The 14,380-nt window shown below is 67.3% G+C and carries 15 protein-coding genes; 4 read left to right on the top strand and 11 right to left on the bottom strand.

Translation table 11 applies throughout. The features are described from left to right. Nucleotides 1-304: 304 nt before the first annotated feature. Nucleotides 305-1,429, top strand: a complete 1,125-nt coding sequence (locus BLV15_RS11945; RefSeq protein ID WP_090228355.1) for a beta-ketoacyl-ACP synthase III — start codon at nt 305-307, stop codon at nt 1,427-1,429. A 71-nt stretch (nt 1,430-1,500) separates the two neighbouring features. Here the strand turns inward: BLV15_RS11945 and BLV15_RS11940 are convergent, their stop codons facing one another. Next, nucleotides 1,501-2,778, bottom strand: coding sequence for a putative porin (locus BLV15_RS11940; RefSeq protein ID WP_090228352.1), 1,278 nt, complete (start codon nt 2,776-2,778; stop codon nt 1,501-1,503). Nucleotides 2,779-3,164: 386 nt separating this feature from the next. Between BLV15_RS11940 and BLV15_RS11935 the strand changes: the two genes are divergently transcribed. Continuing rightward, the gene (locus BLV15_RS11935) at nt 3,165-4,289 is read left to right on the top strand and encodes a GNAT family N-acetyltransferase (protein WP_090228350.1); all 1,125 of its coding nucleotides are present in this window, start codon (nt 3,165-3,167) and stop codon (nt 4,287-4,289) included. A 224-nt stretch (nt 4,290-4,513) separates the two neighbouring features. Here BLV15_RS11935 and BLV15_RS11930 read toward each other — a convergent pair whose 3' ends face one another. From BLV15_RS11930 to BLV15_RS11920, 3 genes are all read right to left on the bottom strand, one after another. Then, the gene (locus BLV15_RS11930; protein ID WP_090228347.1) at nt 4,514-6,346 is read right to left on the bottom strand and encodes an ABC transporter ATP-binding protein; all 1,833 of its coding nucleotides are present in this window, start codon (nt 6,344-6,346) and stop codon (nt 4,514-4,516) included. A 108-nt stretch (nt 6,347-6,454) separates the two neighbouring features. Then, complete coding sequence (locus BLV15_RS11925) at nt 6,455-7,009, bottom strand: peptidylprolyl isomerase (protein WP_090228345.1); 555 nt, start codon at nt 7,007-7,009, stop codon at nt 6,455-6,457. A 143-nt stretch (nt 7,010-7,152) separates the two neighbouring features. Next, entirely contained in the window at nt 7,153-8,079 is a 927-nt protein-coding gene (locus BLV15_RS11920) for a PA3225 family LysR-type transcriptional regulator (protein ID WP_090228342.1), read from the bottom strand. A gap of 48 nt (nt 8,080-8,127) precedes the next feature. On the opposite strand from BLV15_RS11920, the gene BLV15_RS11915 reads away from it, so the two are divergent. After that, nucleotides 8,128-8,442, top strand: coding sequence for a 3-phosphoglycerate kinase (locus BLV15_RS11915; RefSeq protein WP_090228340.1), 315 nt, complete (start codon nt 8,128-8,130; stop codon nt 8,440-8,442). Between the two features lie 146 nt (nt 8,443-8,588). Continuing rightward, the gene (locus BLV15_RS11910) at nt 8,589-9,188 is read left to right on the top strand and encodes an FMN-dependent NADH-azoreductase (protein WP_090228337.1); all 600 of its coding nucleotides are present in this window, start codon (nt 8,589-8,591) and stop codon (nt 9,186-9,188) included. Between the two features lie 162 nt (nt 9,189-9,350). Here BLV15_RS11910 and BLV15_RS11905 read toward each other — a convergent pair whose 3' ends face one another. The 7 genes from BLV15_RS11905 to BLV15_RS11875 all read right to left on the bottom strand — a co-directional run bounded on the left by BLV15_RS11905 (nt 9,351) and on the right by BLV15_RS11875 (nt 14,287). Continuing rightward, on the bottom strand, nt 9,351-9,536 hold the full coding sequence (locus BLV15_RS11905; protein ID WP_090228334.1) for a PA3496 family putative envelope integrity protein: 186 nt from the start codon (nt 9,534-9,536) through the stop codon (nt 9,351-9,353). A 107-nt stretch (nt 9,537-9,643) separates the two neighbouring features. After that, on the bottom strand, nt 9,644-10,282 hold the full coding sequence (gene nth, locus BLV15_RS11900) for an endonuclease III (protein WP_090228332.1): 639 nt from the start codon (nt 10,280-10,282) through the stop codon (nt 9,644-9,646). Continuing rightward, the gene (locus BLV15_RS11895) at nt 10,279-10,842 is read right to left on the bottom strand and encodes an Rnf-Nqr domain containing protein (RefSeq protein ID WP_090228329.1); all 564 of its coding nucleotides are present in this window, start codon (nt 10,840-10,842) and stop codon (nt 10,279-10,281) included. The genes nth and BLV15_RS11895 overlap by 4 nt, the downstream gene beginning before the upstream one ends. Further along, entirely contained in the window at nt 10,839-11,405 is a 567-nt protein-coding gene (locus tag BLV15_RS11890) for an RnfABCDGE type electron transport complex subunit G (RefSeq protein ID WP_090228327.1), read from the bottom strand. The genes BLV15_RS11895 and BLV15_RS11890 overlap by 4 nt, the downstream gene beginning before the upstream one ends. Next, the gene (locus tag BLV15_RS11885) at nt 11,402-12,424 is read right to left on the bottom strand and encodes an RnfABCDGE type electron transport complex subunit D (protein WP_090229079.1); all 1,023 of its coding nucleotides are present in this window, start codon (nt 12,422-12,424) and stop codon (nt 11,402-11,404) included. The genes BLV15_RS11890 and BLV15_RS11885 overlap by 4 nt, the downstream gene beginning before the upstream one ends. Continuing rightward, entirely contained in the window at nt 12,411-13,778 is a 1,368-nt protein-coding gene (locus tag BLV15_RS11880; RefSeq protein ID WP_090228324.1) for an RnfABCDGE type electron transport complex subunit B, read from the bottom strand. Before BLV15_RS11880 ends, BLV15_RS11885 begins: the two co-directional genes overlap by 14 nt. Further along, a complete protein-coding gene (locus BLV15_RS11875) occupies nt 13,775-14,287 on the bottom strand; it encodes an Rnf-Nqr domain containing protein (protein WP_090228322.1) in 513 nt (170 codons plus the stop codon). Before BLV15_RS11875 ends, BLV15_RS11880 begins: the two co-directional genes overlap by 4 nt. Between the last annotated feature and the right edge of the window lie 93 nt (nt 14,288-14,380).

The following is a 14,380-nucleotide window of genomic DNA, read 5'->3' as shown; positions in this document are numbered from 1 at the left end:
TCGGTGGGGCGGCGCGATCGGCGCCCACTGTTATCGACAGCGCGCGCGTGCGCTGGTGCTGTGTCGCACAGCCTGACATCGGCACCGCCAGGGCGCTCATTGCAAAAGGCTATGGTTCCGGTAGAGGCGTCGGGTCATCGTCGAAACCGCGCCTGCCGCGCCCGAGAGGGAATTTTCGCGGTTTTCGGGCACAATGGCGGCTAGTCTAAAGCCAGGGTCCGTTGCCGTTTCATGCCGAACCGCGTGGCTGCGATGAAACGGCAACAGCCCTTTGGAACACCCCAGAATTAAAAGAGGAACGACCGTGCATAACGTCGTGATCAGCGGTACCGGCCTGTATACCCCTGCCCAGAGCATTTCCAACGAAGAGCTGGTGGCGTCCTTCAATGCCTACGTGGCGCAGTTCAACGCCGACAACGCCGACGCCATCGCGCGTGGCGAGGTCGAGGCGCTCGGCGAATCCAGCGTCGCCTTCATCGAGAAAGCCTCGGGGATCAAGAGCCGCTTCGTCATCGACAAGGCCGGCATCCTCGACCCGCAGCGCATGGTGCCGAGCATTCCCGAGCGCTCCAACGAGGAGTGGGGCATTCTCTGCGAAATGTCCGTGGCCGCCGCGAAGGAAGCCCTGCAGCGCGCCGGCAAGACCGCCGCCGACATCGACGGGGTGATCGTCGCCTGTTCCAACCTGCAGCGCGCCTACCCGGCGGTGGCCATCGAGGTGCAGGCCGCGCTGGGCATTCAGGGCTGGGGCTACGACATGAACGTCGCCTGTTCCTCGGCGACCTTCGGCATCCAGGCCGCCTGCAACGCCATCCAGGTCGGCCAGGCCAAGGCGATCCTGCTGGTCGATCCGGAAATCTGCACCGGCCATCTCAACTTCCGCGACCGCGACAGCCACTTCATCTTCGGCGATGCCGCCACCGCGGTGATTCTCGAGCGCGCCGACCTGGCGACTTCGGAGCACCAGTGGGACGTGATCAGCAGCAAGCTGCTGACCCACTTCTCCAACAACATCCGCAACAACTTCGGCTTCCTCAACCGCGCGGCCGGGGAAGAGTCGGCGAGCAACCCGGACAAGCTGTTCGTCCAGGAGGGCCGCAAGGTGTTCAAGGAAGTCTGCCCGATGGTGGCCGAGCTGATCGGCGCGCACCTGGCCGAGAACGACCTGCCGGTCGGCGACGTGCAGCGCTACTGGCTGCACCAGGCGAACCTGAACATGAACCTGCTGATCATCCGCCGCCTGCTTGGCCGCGATGCGGAGCCGCACGAGGCGCCGGTGATCCTCGACACCTACGCCAATACCAGCTCGGCCGGTTCGGTGATCGCCTTCCACAAGTACCAGGACGACATGCCCAAGGGCAGCCTCGGCGTGCTCAGTTCGTTCGGCGCCGGCTACTCGATCGGCAGCGTGATCCTGCGCCGTCGCTAAGCTTTTCGCAGGCACAAAAAAGCGGGGAATGCCGGTGTTCGGCATTCCCCGCTTTGCATTGCGTGTCGCGGTCAGAACTTGGCTTCGAGGTCGAGTTGCATGGTGTCGACATCGCCCTCGCCAGCCGCGGCGCCCAGCCAGGCGTCCTTGGCTTTCAGGTAGCTGGCCGCCACGGCGAAGTTCTTGTCGATGTCGTAGCTGACCTTGACCTTGTGGCCCTTGCCGCCGGTGTTGCCGTTGCCGAAGTCGGAATCGGTGAAGGCGCCGACCACCGAGTTGCGTTCCACGTCGCGGTAGTTGTAGTCCAGGCCGAAGGCGAAGATCTTGGTTTTCACACCGAACAGGTAGGCGGTGTCTTCCTTGCCCACGGTGGCGGTGGTCTCGGCATCGGCGTTCTTGACGTACTGGCCGTAGAACGACAGCGGCAGCGCCAGGCCGGTCAGGTCGACCTGACCGAACCCTTCGTAGAGCTGGAACTCGTTGCTGCCGGCGGCGTTGCCGTTGATCGCCAGGGTGTTGGTGTCGTCGTCGTTGTCGAAGGCGTAGAGGCTGCCGCCCAGGGTCACTTTCAGGTTGTCGGCCGGCGCGAAGCGGATGCCAGCCTGGCCGGTGTACATGCGCAGGTCGTGCTCGAACTGATAGCCCTCGCCGTCGACGTTGTCCTGCAGGATGTAGTAGCCGGTGCTGCCGAACAGCTCGGTCTTGCCGGCCAGCGGCATCTTGTAGGTGACGGCGAGGCCTTCGGGGTTGAGGTCGCCGTCCCAGATCACGTCGCCCATGCTGACCCACTGTTGCGGCATCTTGCCGCCGACCAGGTGCAGGTCCTTGATGTCGGTGGGGTGGTAGTCGAGGTAGGCCTGGTCCAGCCAGAACGATTTCTGGCTCATCCCGGCCAGGCTCTGGTTGGTGGAACGGCCGTCGCCGCTGGTGCCGCTGCCGGTGGCCAGGCGGATGCCGGCGTCGACCTGCGGGTTGATTTCGCTGTACACGCCGAGACGGGCGCGAACGCGTTGACGGTCTTGGTCGCCGGCGATGTTGGTGGCGCCCTCGGCGTCCACGGTTTCGTGACGCAGGCGGATATCGCCCTTGATGGTGGTCCGCGCCGCCCACGCCAGTTTCTGATCGTATGCGCTCTGCTTCTTGGCCTGGGTTTCGGCCGCGGCCTGCTGAGCTTCCTTGTCGGCAGCCAGTTCGACCGACAGGTCGGTGTACTGCTCGGCGGTGATCGCGCCGTTGGCACGCAGCATTTCCAGCAGTTTGGCGTCGACCGCGGCACTGGCCGGGTTACTGACGGCCATCAGGATGCTGGTGCACAGGCCGGCCCCGGTGAGTGTGGAAACTAAACGCATGAACTTCTCCCTATCGAAATTAAGGTCGGCAATTGGCCAATCCCAAGATGACGCGCTTGCGGAGGGCGCCTGGCAGTCAGCGCGGGGTCTCCGAAAACCTGCGCAAGTATTCCGAGGGCTCATGACACATTGATGTCCAACTGATGGCTCGCGTGTGACAGCACCGCTCTGCAACCCGCGAAACAGAGCCTTCACGATCGAGAAGGAGGTGGCAGCCCTTGTATTCAGAGGCTTTGGCGAATTTCGGGAGAGGTGAAAAATTCGTGAAATTTCTTTCCCCGGGGCAGTTCGTCACACCTGTGCGAGGCCGTTGACGAAGCTTTTGGCCACCTGACCTGCCGCCTACGCGATACTGGCGTTCACTTCGTGTCTTCCTGGGGGCCTGCATGGCGTTGCATGTCGTTTCGAGCCTTGCCGAATTGCCGGCCGAGCAATGGGATGCCCTGTTGCCGGAGCCGCAGCCGTTCCTGCGCCACGCGTTTCTTTCCGCGCTGGAGCTCAGTGGCAGTCTGGGGGAAGGCTCCGGCTGGGCCGCCGAGCACCTCGTGTATATCGACGGCGGAAGGCTGCTGGCGGCGATGCCGGCCTATCGCAAGCATCATTCCTATGGCGAGTACGTGTTCGATCACGGCTGGGCCGACGCCTGCCATCGGGCGGGGATCGCCTACTACCCCAAGCTGCTCTGCGCCGTGCCGTTCAGCCCGGTCTGCGGCCCTCGCCTATTGATGGCGGAGCCGGTGGCCGGCCTCGAGTTGCTGCGGGCGATTCCCGGCTATCTGGAGGTCGAGGGGCTTTCCAGCGCGCACGTCAACTTCACGCAGCCGGGCCTCGACGCCCTGATCGGCGCCGAAGCCGACTGGCTGGAGCGCATCGGCTGCCAGTTCCACTGGCACAACCGTAGCTATCGGGATTTCCAGGACTTCCTCGACGCGCTGGCCTCGCGCAAGCGCAAGCAGATGCGCAAGGAGCGCGAGCAGGTGGCGGGGCAGGGCATCGACTTCGACTGGCGTGAAGGCCACCAGCTGAGCGAGGCGGAATGGGATTTCGTCTACGCCTGCTACGCCAACACCTACCACGTGCGCGGGCAGAGGCCGTACCTCACCCGCGCCTTCTTCAGCCTGCTGGCCGAGCGCATGCCGCAGGCGATCCGCGTGGTGCTGGCGCGCCAGGCCGGGCGGCCGGTGGCGATGGCGTTCTCGCTGCTGGACGGCGATTCGCTCTACGGGCGCTACTGGGGTTGCCTGGCGGAGTTCGACCGCCTGCACTTCGAGACCTGCTTCTATCAGGGCATCGAGCAGGCCATTGCCGCCGGGCTGAAACGCTTCGATGCCGGCGCGCAGGGCGAGCACAAGCTGGTGCGCGGCTTCGATCCGGTGATCACCCATTCCTGGCACTACCTCGCGCATCCCGGCCTGCGCGCCGCGGTGGCGGAGTTTCTGCAGCAGGAACACGCCGGCGTGCTGGCCTACGCCGAGGATGCGCGTGCGGCGCTGCCTTACCGCCAACCGTAGGGTGCGCCGCGCGCACCGTGGGAATGCGCTGTGGTCGCGGTGCGCATGGCGCACCCTACGTCGAAGCCTTCAGTCGTAGGGTGCGCCGCGCGCACCGTGGGAATGCGCCGTGGTTGCGGTGCGCATGGCGCACCCTACGTCGAGGCCTCCAGGCGTAGGGTGCGCCGCGCGCACCTTGGGAATGCGCCGTTGGTTACGGTGCTGGGATGTTGGGGGGCGATTCCTCAGTCGATCCCGACGAAGCCACCCGTCTGGTGCGCCCACAGGCGCGCATAGAGGCCTCCCGCGGCGACCAGCTCGGCGTGGTTGCCGGTCTCGACGATCCTGCCCTTGTCCAGCACCACCAGCCGATCCAGGCGGGCGATGGTGGACAGGCGGTGGGCGATGGCGATCACCGTCTTGCCCTTCATCAGGGTTTCCAGGCTTTCCTGGATCGCCGCCTCGACCTCCGAGTCCAGCGCCGAAGTGGCCTCGTCCATGATCAGGATCGGCGCGTCCTTGAGCAGCACGCGGGCAATGGCGATGCGCTGGCGCTGGCCGCCGGAGAGCTTCACGCCACGCTCGCCGACGTGGGCGTCGAGCCCGGTGCGACCCTCGGCATCCGAAAGCTGGGGGATGAACTCGTCGGCGCGGGCCTTGCGAATCGCTTCCCAGAGTTCCTCGTCGCTGGCGCCGGGGCGGCCGTAGAGCAGGTTGTCGCGGATCGAACGGTGCAGCAGCGAGGTGTCCTGGGTGACCACGCCGATGTTGGCGCGCAGGCTTTCCTGGCTCAGCGTGGCGATGTCCTGTCCGTCGATGAGGATGCGCCCGCTCTGCAGGTCGTACAGGCGCAGGAGCAGGTTGACCAAGGTCGACTTGCCCGCGCCAGACGGCCCGACCAGGCCGATCTTCTCGCCGGCGCGGACTTCCAGGTCGAGCCCGGCGATGATTCCGCTGCGCTTTCCGTAGTGGAAGTGGATGTCCTCGAAGCGCACCTGGCCGTGTTCCACGGTCAGCGCGCGCGCATCGTCGCGGTCGACCACGGCGATCGGCTGCACCACGGTGTGCATGCCGTCCTGGACGATGCCGATGTTCTCGAAGATGCCGTTGACCACCCACATGATCCAGCCGGCCATGTTGTTGATGCGGATGACCAGCGCCGTGGCCAGGGCGATGGCACCGACGCTGATCTGGCCGTTGCTCCACAGCCACAGGGCGAGTCCGGTGGTGCCGACGATCAGCACGCCGTTCATGCTGATGATGCAGATGTCCATGGCGCTGACCCTGCGCGACTGCTGGCGGAAACGCTCGATCACCTCGCCCATCGCGGTGCGCGCGTAGCGCTCCTCGTCCTGGGTGTGGGCGAACAACTTGAGGGTGGCGATGTTGGTGTAGCCGTCGACCACCCGGCCCATCAGCTTCGAGCGTGCCGCCGAGGCCGCGGTGGCGCTGCGCTTGATGCGCGGTACGAAGTAACGCAGCGCCGCGATGTAGCAGACGATCCACAGGGCCAGCGGGATGACCAGCCGCCAGTCCGCCTCGGCGAACAGGAACAGCGCGCTGCCGGCGTAGATCACCACATGCCAGAGCGCGTCCACCACCTGCACCGCCGAGTCGCGCAGGGCCGGGCCGGTCTGCATGATGCGCTGGGCGATGCGCCCGGAGAAATCGCTCTGGAAGAAGTTCAGGCTCTGGCGCAGCACGTGACGGTGGTTCTGCCAGCGGATCATGTTGGTCATGCTCGGCGCCAGCGTCTGGTGCACCAGCAGGTCGTGCAGGGCGTTGAACAGCGGCCGCAGGATCACCGCCACCACGGCCATCCACAGCAGCTCGGGACCGTGCTGGCGGAAGAAGTCGGAGCTGGGCGTCGCCTGCGCCAGATCAACCAGGCGGCCGAGGAAGCTGAACAGCGCGACGTCGATCAGGGCGACGACCAGGCCGACCACGATCAACACGGCGAAGACCGGCCAGACCTGGCGAATGTAATAGAAGTAGAAGCGCAGGATGCCGTCGGGCGGTGGGTTTTTCGGAGCGTCCTGGAAGGCGTCGATCAGGTTTTCAAAGCGGCGGAACAGCATGGGGCGTCCTTATCTGGCGGGCCGTGGCGCGCGCACCACGACCCTGAAGCACGACCGGACGCGTCCGGCCGCAGCCTTACCCGCGGGCGCGGGTAGGCCGTGGCCGCGTCACAGGCGCTTGGCGGAGAGGATGACGATCGGCTTGGCAGGCACGTCGTCGAACATGCCGCGGCTGGTGGTCGGTGCCTGGACGATCGCGTCGACGACTTCCATGCCGCGCACCACGCGACCGAACACTGCATAGCCGAAATCGCGCGCGCCATGGTCGAGCATCGCATTGTCCTTCTGGTTGATGAAGAACTGGCTGGTGGCGGAATCGACCGCCTGGGTACGCGCCATGGCCAGGGTGCCACGGACATTGCGCAGGCCGTTGTCGGCCTCGTTCTTGATCGGGTCGCGGGTGGGCTTTTCGTTCATCTTCGCGTCGAAGCCGCCGCCCTGGATCATGAAACCGGGGATCACGCGGTGGAAGATGGTATCGGTGTAGAAGCCGCTGTCGACGTAGTCGAGGAAGTTCTTCACGCTGATTGGCGCATCGTCCGGCTGCAGCTCGATGACGATTTCACCAGCGCTGGTGAGCAACTGCACGCGCGGATTTTCCGCGGCCAGGAGGCTGTGGGCGAAGAGCAGGGCACAGGCGGCCAGGGCGAGTTTTTTCAGCATTTGCGAGGTCCTTGTTGGGCGGGGCGTGGCGGTTGCGCCGGTAGGCGTCGGGCCGCTGGCACGCATCGTACAACGTCGAGGGCCCCGCTGACGTGCTCGAACCTTCGGACCGGCGTCCTCCAGGGTCGTTCCACGCCGCGCGTTCAGTTGGTCGATTGCGGCGCGGCGAAGGCGGCATCCAGCGGCGCGGCGTCGAAGGTCTTGATCAGCTCGATGAGGATCTGCGTCGCCGGGCCCAGCGGTTTGTCCTTGTTCGAGTAGAGATAGAACAGCGGGCTGCGGCTGCCGCCCTGGTCCAGCGGCAGCGCCTTGAGCTGGCCCTCGCGCAGTTCGCGCTCGATCATGTGGCGCGGCAGCCAGGCGAAGCCCAGGCCGTTGCTGACGAAGGTGGCGGCGGTGGCCAGGCTGCCGACGGTCCAGCGCTGCTCGGCGCCGAGCCAGCCGACGTCGCGTGGCTGTTGTCGGCCGGAGTCGCGGGTGACCACCTGCATCTGCGCTTCCAGGTCCTGGAAGTTCACCTGCCGATGCAGCTTGTGCAGCGCGTGGTCCGGGCTGGCGACGGCGACGAATTCCACCGTGCTCAGCTCGGCGCCGAGGAAACCGGGAATGATCAGCCCGCTGATGGCCAGGTCGGCGACGCCTTCGAGCAGCACTTCCTCGACCCCCGAGAGCACCTCCTCGCGCAGCCGCACGCGGCAGCCGCGGCTCTGCGGCATGAACGCCGTGAGCGCACGCACCAGGCGCGCCGTGGGGTAGGCGGCATCCACCACCAGGCGGACTTCGGCTTCCCAGCCCTGTTCCATGTGATGAGCCAGGTCTTCGAGCTGGCTGGCCTGTTTGACCAGTTGCCGCGAGCGGCGCAGGAGCACGCCCCCGGCCTCGGTGAGTACCGCGCGGCGGCCGTCGATGCGCAACAGCGGCACGCCCAGTTGCTCCTGCATGCGGGCGACGGTGTAGCTCACCGACGACTGCGAGCGGTGCAGGATCTCGGCCGCCTGGGCGAAGCCGCCGTGGTCGACCACCGCCTGCAGGGTTCGCCATTGATCCAGTGTGACGCGGGGCGCTTTCATCCTCGGCTCCTCTTACCCTAAGCTGGCGGCCCCCGATGGAGACCAACAATGAAAACAATGCTCTTCGCGCTGGCGGCGCTGATGCCGCTTTCCTGCCTGGCTGCCTATCCGATCGAAGTCGAAAAGCAGCTCAACGGCGCGGAAATCACCTACAGCACTCAGGACATCGACTACAACATGGGCGCCATCAGCCTGACCAACAGGGGCGCCACCGAGGCCACCTGCACGCTGGTGTTCCGCAATGGCCCCGAAGCTCCCCGCACCCGCAAGGCCAGCATCGAACCGGGCAAGACGGTGAACCTCACGGCGAAGTTCGCCCGCAGCATCATCCGCCTGCGCATCCAGATGACCTGCGGCCTCTGACGGCGACGCGCCGTCGTTGCCAACGGTGATGACTCAAGTTAAATCGATTTAGTAGATAATTTGAAGTGATTTTTTTCGCTTTTTAATCAAGATATAGATACTTAATCTCGCTCCATCGAACACACATTCCCGATGGAGAAAAGCTCATGTCACGTGTACTGGTCATCGAAAGCAGCGCCCGCCAGGAAGGCTCGGTTTCCCGTCAGCTCACCCAGGCGTTCATCGCCCAGTGGAAAGCGGCGCATCCGTCCGACGAAATCAGCGTTCGCGACCTTGCCGTCGAGCAGGTGCCGCACCTGGACGCCAACCTGCTGGGTGGCTGGATGAAACCGGCCGACCAGCACAGCGACCAGGAGAAGAACGCCCTCGCGCGCTCCAACCTGCTCACCGAGGAACTGCTCGCCGCCGACGTGCTGGTGCTCGCCGCGCCGATGTACAACTTCGCCATCCCGAGCACCCTGAAGTCCTGGCTGGACCACGTGCTGCGTGCCGGCGTCACCTTCAAGTACACCGAAACCGGCCCGCAAGGCCTGCTCACCGGCAAGCGCGCCTTCGTCCTGACCGCCCGGGGCGGCATCTACGCCGGCGGCACCCTGGATCACCAGGAACCCTACCTGCGCCAGGTGCTGGGTTTCATCGGCATCCATGACGTCGAGTTCATCCACGCTGAAGGTCTCAACCTGGGCGCCGAATCGCTGGAAAAAGCCGTGACCCAGGCCAAGGCGAAGTTGGCCCTGGTCGCCTGATCGCTGTCGCTCCCCCGCTCCTTGCCCTGGTTGGCTCCCGGGCAACTTGACCGGCCATTCCCCTGGCCGGTTTTTTTATGCTCAAAACAAAAGCCGGATTTTTCGCGGGCGAAAAAAAACCGCGCGCTGTGGCCAGCGGGCGGCTTCGTTGCCAGGCGCGGTTTACAGGTCGAAATCGTAGTCCGACAGCTGCCGCTGCAGGCGACGCTCTTCCAGGTAGTTGTCGATGATGCGGCGCTTGGTCAGGTTGGTCTTGGCGACCTCCACCGGGGTCGCGGTATCGTCGTCGCCGTCGGCGTCTTCCACCGCGAGATCATCTTCGAGTTCGATTTCGGCTTTGTCGGTCATACCTGTCGCTCCAGGCTGAGGGTGCTATTGGCGCACCTTATAGCGGCAAAGACTGGGCGGGTAAAAAAGATTTTTTCAATCGACATGCGAGGTTTTGCCTAAACGCCTCAATCGTCCGAGGTCTTGTGCTTGTACTCGCAGAGGTCTTCGATCCGGCAACTGCCGCACCGCGGTTTGCGCGCCTTGCACACGTAGCGGCCGTGCAGGATCAGCCAGTGGTGGGCGTCCAGCAGGTAGTCCCGGGGCACGAACTTGACCAGCTTGCGTTCCACCTCCAGGACGTTCTTGCCCGGCGCGATGTGGGTGCGGTTGGCGACACGGAAGATGTGCGTGTCCACCGCCATGGTCGGCTGGCGAAACGCGGTGTTGAGCACCACGTTGGCGGTCTTGCGGCCGACGCCGGGCAACGCTTCCAGGTCCTCGCGGTTCTCCGGCACCTGGCCGCCGTGTTTCTCTATCAGCAGGCGGCAGGTCTCGATGACGTTCTTCGCCTTGGCGTTGTACAGGCCGATGGTCTTGATGTACTCGGACAGCCCGGCGACGCCCAGCGCGTAGATCGCTTGCGGCGTATTGGCCACCGGAAAGAGCCTGGCGGTGGCCTTGTTCACCCCGACGTCGGTGGCCTGCGCGGAAAGGATCACCGCGATGAGCAGCTCGAACGGCGAGCTGTAGGCCAGCTCGGTGACGGGGTTGGGGTTGTCCTCGTGCAGGCGACGGAAGATTTCCAGGCGTTTGGCGGCGTTCATGTTCTTTCGCGGTATGGCGGACGAAGCCGGCGGCGCAGCGCCAGCAGGAGGCCGAGCAGGATAAGGCCACCGGGCGCCAGCGCAAAGAGCGTCGCCGGCCTGGACGTGACGTGCAGCACCCACTCGGCCGCGAGCGGGCCGAACAGCCAGTCGGCGTCCGCCAGCAAAGTGCCGGAGCCGAGGATCTCGCGCAGCCCTCCGAGCGCCAGCGCCGTGGCGGTGAAGGCGAGGACCCCGAGCAGGCCGTCGCCGGCGGCGTCCTCGGTCTGCGCGGCGAGCAGCAGGCAGGGCACGGCGAGCAGCGCGGTCCAGGGTTGCAGGGCGTTCTGCAGGTCATGGAAGAACGCCCCGCCAAGCAGTTCCGCGATGCTGCACAGGCCGGCCGCCATCAGCAGCGCGGCCAGCCAGTAGGCGGAGCCCTGCGCGTGGCGGCGCAGCAGCGGCAGCAGCAGGACGAATGCGCCGATCGCCAGCAGGCCCTGCGCGGCGATGCCAGCGCCTTTCGCCAGCGAATCCGCTGCACCCACCAGCGGCAGCAAGGCGAACAGCACCCGCCTCATGGCGCCTTCTCCAGCAGACGCTCGCGGTTCGCGGCGAACACTTGCAGCGCCTGCTGCACGCCGAGCAATACCGCGCGCGAGCTGAGGGTGGCGCCGCTCATCTGGTCGAAGTCGCCGCCGTCGCGCCGCCACTGCCAGCGCTGCGCCAGCGTTTTCCCCGCGAACTGCGCCAGCCACTCCGGCCGCGCCACCGCGTCGCCAAGACCGGGGGTTTCCCGCTGCGCCAGCACCTTGCTGCCGATCAGCCGACCGTGCGGGTCGATCGCCACCAGCAGGCGGATGGGGCCTTCGTAGCCCTGGGTGTCGAGCGTGAGCAGCACGGCGGTCACGCGCCCGACGAGGGTCGCGCGGTAGGCGGGCGCGGCCTGGCCGGGCAGGGTCAGCGGCTGCCGCAGTGGCGCGTTGTCATGGCTGCGCGCAGGCAGCAGGTCGAGCAGCTGGCGCTCTTCGGACGCCTGCCGTTCGGCCTCTGTGCGGGCCGCCAGCGTGCCGTGCAGCACGCTGGTGAGCGTCACGCCAAGCAGCGCGACGGCCAGCGCCGGCAACCAGCGACGGGCGCTCATGGCGGCGTGCTCCGGCCGGGTAGGCGATCCAGCATCGGCACCGCCAGGTTCATCGCCAGTACGGCGAAGGCCATGCCGTCCGGGGAGTTGCCCCAGGTGCGCAGGGCGTAGGTCAGCAGGCCGACGCCGATGCCGAACGCCCATTGGCCGCGCGGGCTGCGCGCACCCGAGACCGGCTCGGTGGCGATGAAGAAGGCGCCGAGCATGCTCGCCCCGCTGAACAGGTGCAGCAGCGGCGAGCCGTTGGAATCCGAGCCGGTACCGTTCCAGCACAGCAGGGCACTGACGAACAGCGCGCCGAGCACACCGGCCGGCACCCGCCAGGCGATCACCCGGCGCTGCACGAGCAGCAGCCCGCCGAGCAGGAACGCCAGGTTCGGCACTTCCGCGCCTCGTCCGCCAATGCCGCCGAATGCGGGATGCGTGGCGAAAAGCTCGGCCTGGGTCAGGCGGTCGTTGTGCTTGAGGGTGTCGAGCAGGGTGGCGCCGCTCCAGCCGTCCGCCGGCGTGGCGCCGAACACCTGCAGCAGCGACAGCCCGTTCCAGTCGCCCGGCTGCGGCCACTGGCTCATCGGTGCCGGGAAGGCCACGAGGGCGAAGGCGTAGCCGAGCATCGCCGGGTTCAGCGGGTTGTGGCCGAAGCCACCCCACAGCGATTTGCCTAAGAGGATGGCGAAGGCGCTGGCGCTTGCCGTCAGCCACCAGGGCGCCGACGCCGGCAGCGCGAGGCCGAGCAGCACCGCCGTGACCAGCGCGCCGCCTTCGGCCAGCGGGGCGATGCCGAACAGCGCCTCCTCGGCGCGCGGCGGAGGCTGGTGGCGCAGGCGGCGGACCAGCGCTTCGCAGGCCAGCGCGCTGGCTGTGGCGATCGACAGCTGCAGCAACACTCCCCAGCCGAAGAGCCAGAGCAGCGTCAGCGCGCCGGGCAGGCAGGCCAGCAACACCAGGCGCATGCTGCGCGCCACGCCGAAGGCGGCCGGCCCCCGCAGCGTCGCGCCGAGCGGATCAGTCACGGGCATGCGCATCGACCTGGCGCTGGGCCTCCGCCAGGCGCGTCCGCGCCCGCTCCAGCGCCGCCTCGTCCAGTGGCACGCGACGCTGCAGTTTGCTGACCTCGGCGCGGGCATAGGCCAGCTCGGTCTTCAACGCGCGCAACGCCGGATCGATCGGGCGTTTCTCCGTGCGCAGCAGTTCCGGCGCCGGCTTTCCGCAGGCGGCTTCGGCGGCGTGGAGTGCCTGCTCGGCGGCGCTCAGGGAGGCCAGCAACGCCTGGCGAAGGGACTCCGCTGCGCCCTTGTCATCGGCCTCACGCACGGCGTCGCGGGCGCTGCGGTAGGCGATTTTCGCCTGCTTGAGCGCCTGTTCGCCGGGCGTGAGGGGCGCCTCGATCGTCCCCTGGCAGGCGTCCAGATGCGCCTGCGCCTGGCAGGCGGCAGCCTGCAGCTCGGCCAGTTGCGCCTGTTGCCCGGCGGTCGGCGCCTCGCCGAAGGCCTTCTGCGCCTTGCTCAGCTGGGCGCGGCTCATCGCGGCGGCGATCTTGGCCTTCTTCAGCAGGGCTTCGCGGTCGTCGCCGACGCCGGCCGCCGAGGCGCCGGGCGGCGCTTCGGCAGCCACCAGCGCGGCCTGGGCCGCTTCAGCCGCCGAGCGCAATTCGGCGACCTGTGCCTGCAATTCCGGCGTGCCGCGCGCGGCGAGCTGCTTCTCGGCCTTGCTCAGGGCGACGCGGGCCATGCTTGCCTCGATCTTCAGGCGCTTCTGATAGTCGTTCGCCGGCGCTGCCGCTGCCTGTTGCGCGCGAACCCGTTCGATGGCCGATTGCACCGGCGCGTGGTCGGAAGCGGCGGCGGACGGCCGTGCCCGCGCCTGGCGCTCGGCCTGGCGGCGGGCGTCGTCGCGGGCCAAGCGTGCGTTGCGTGCCTCGAAGCGTCGGCGGAACTGGTCGGCGCGGGCGCGCTGGGCCTGCGCGGCGGTATCGGCCAGCGGCAGGATGTCGATGCAGTCCACCGGGCAGGGCGCGACGCAGAGGTCGCAGCCGCTGCATTCGGCGGCGATGACCGTGTGCATCAGCTTGGCCGCGCCGCTGATGGCGTCCACCGGGCAGGCCTGGATGCACTTGGTGCAGCCGATGCATTCGGCTTCGCGGATGAAGGCGATCTGCGCCGGCACCGGGCTTTCCGCCAGCGGCAGGGTCGGGCGCTGCAGCAGCTCGGCCAGCGCCTCGACGGTGGCCTGGCCGCCCGGCGGGCATTTGTTGATCGCCTCGCCGGCGGCGATGCCTTCGGCGTAGGGCTTGCAGCCGGGATGGCCGCACTTGCCGCACTGGGTCTGTGGCAGCAGGGCGTCGATCGCCTTTATGCGCAGCGCGTTGCTCATCGCCCGACCACTCCGAGCAGCACCAGGCCCATCAACCCGGCGCCGATCAGCGCCAGCGGCGCGCCCCGCAGCGGCGCCGGTACAGCGGCGTTTTCCGCCCGCGCCAGCAGGTCGCCGAGCAGGCGCAGGATCAGCCAGAAGCCCAGGCCGGCGAGCACGCCGAGGCCCAGGCTCGGCAGCCATTCGCGCTGCGCCGAGTCGAACATCAGCACGCTGGCGATGGCCGCGCCATTGGCCAGCAGCACGGGCAGGAGGCCCGGCGCCGTTGGGTAGCGCCTGGCGATGAGCTTCAGCGCGAGCAGGGCGAGTGGCAGCAGCGAGGCCAGCAACGCCATCAGGCGCAGGTGCTGCAGGCTTCCCGGCAGATGCGCCAGCGCCCAGCCGAGTGGCGTGGCGAGGACCACCAGCAACGCCGTCGCCGGGCCGAGCGCCGGCGCCCGTTCGCGGCGCAGCAGCAGGTCGACCAGGGCGGTGCAGAGCAGGGTGGGGAGGAGCGCGAGCATAGGCATCGGTTTTTTCGGGCGGTGGAGCGGTGGGTTACGGCGCGCCCCACCGAGATCGTGAATTCTCGGCTGCGCGTATTTGCGCGCCTAACCCACCCT

Origin of the sequence: Pseudomonas kuykendallii (assembly GCF_900106975.1) — a bacterium.
GTDB lineage: Bacteria > Pseudomonadota > Gammaproteobacteria > Pseudomonadales > Pseudomonadaceae > Pseudomonas_O > Pseudomonas_O kuykendallii.
This window is presented reverse-complemented; position numbering and strand designations above follow the sequence as displayed.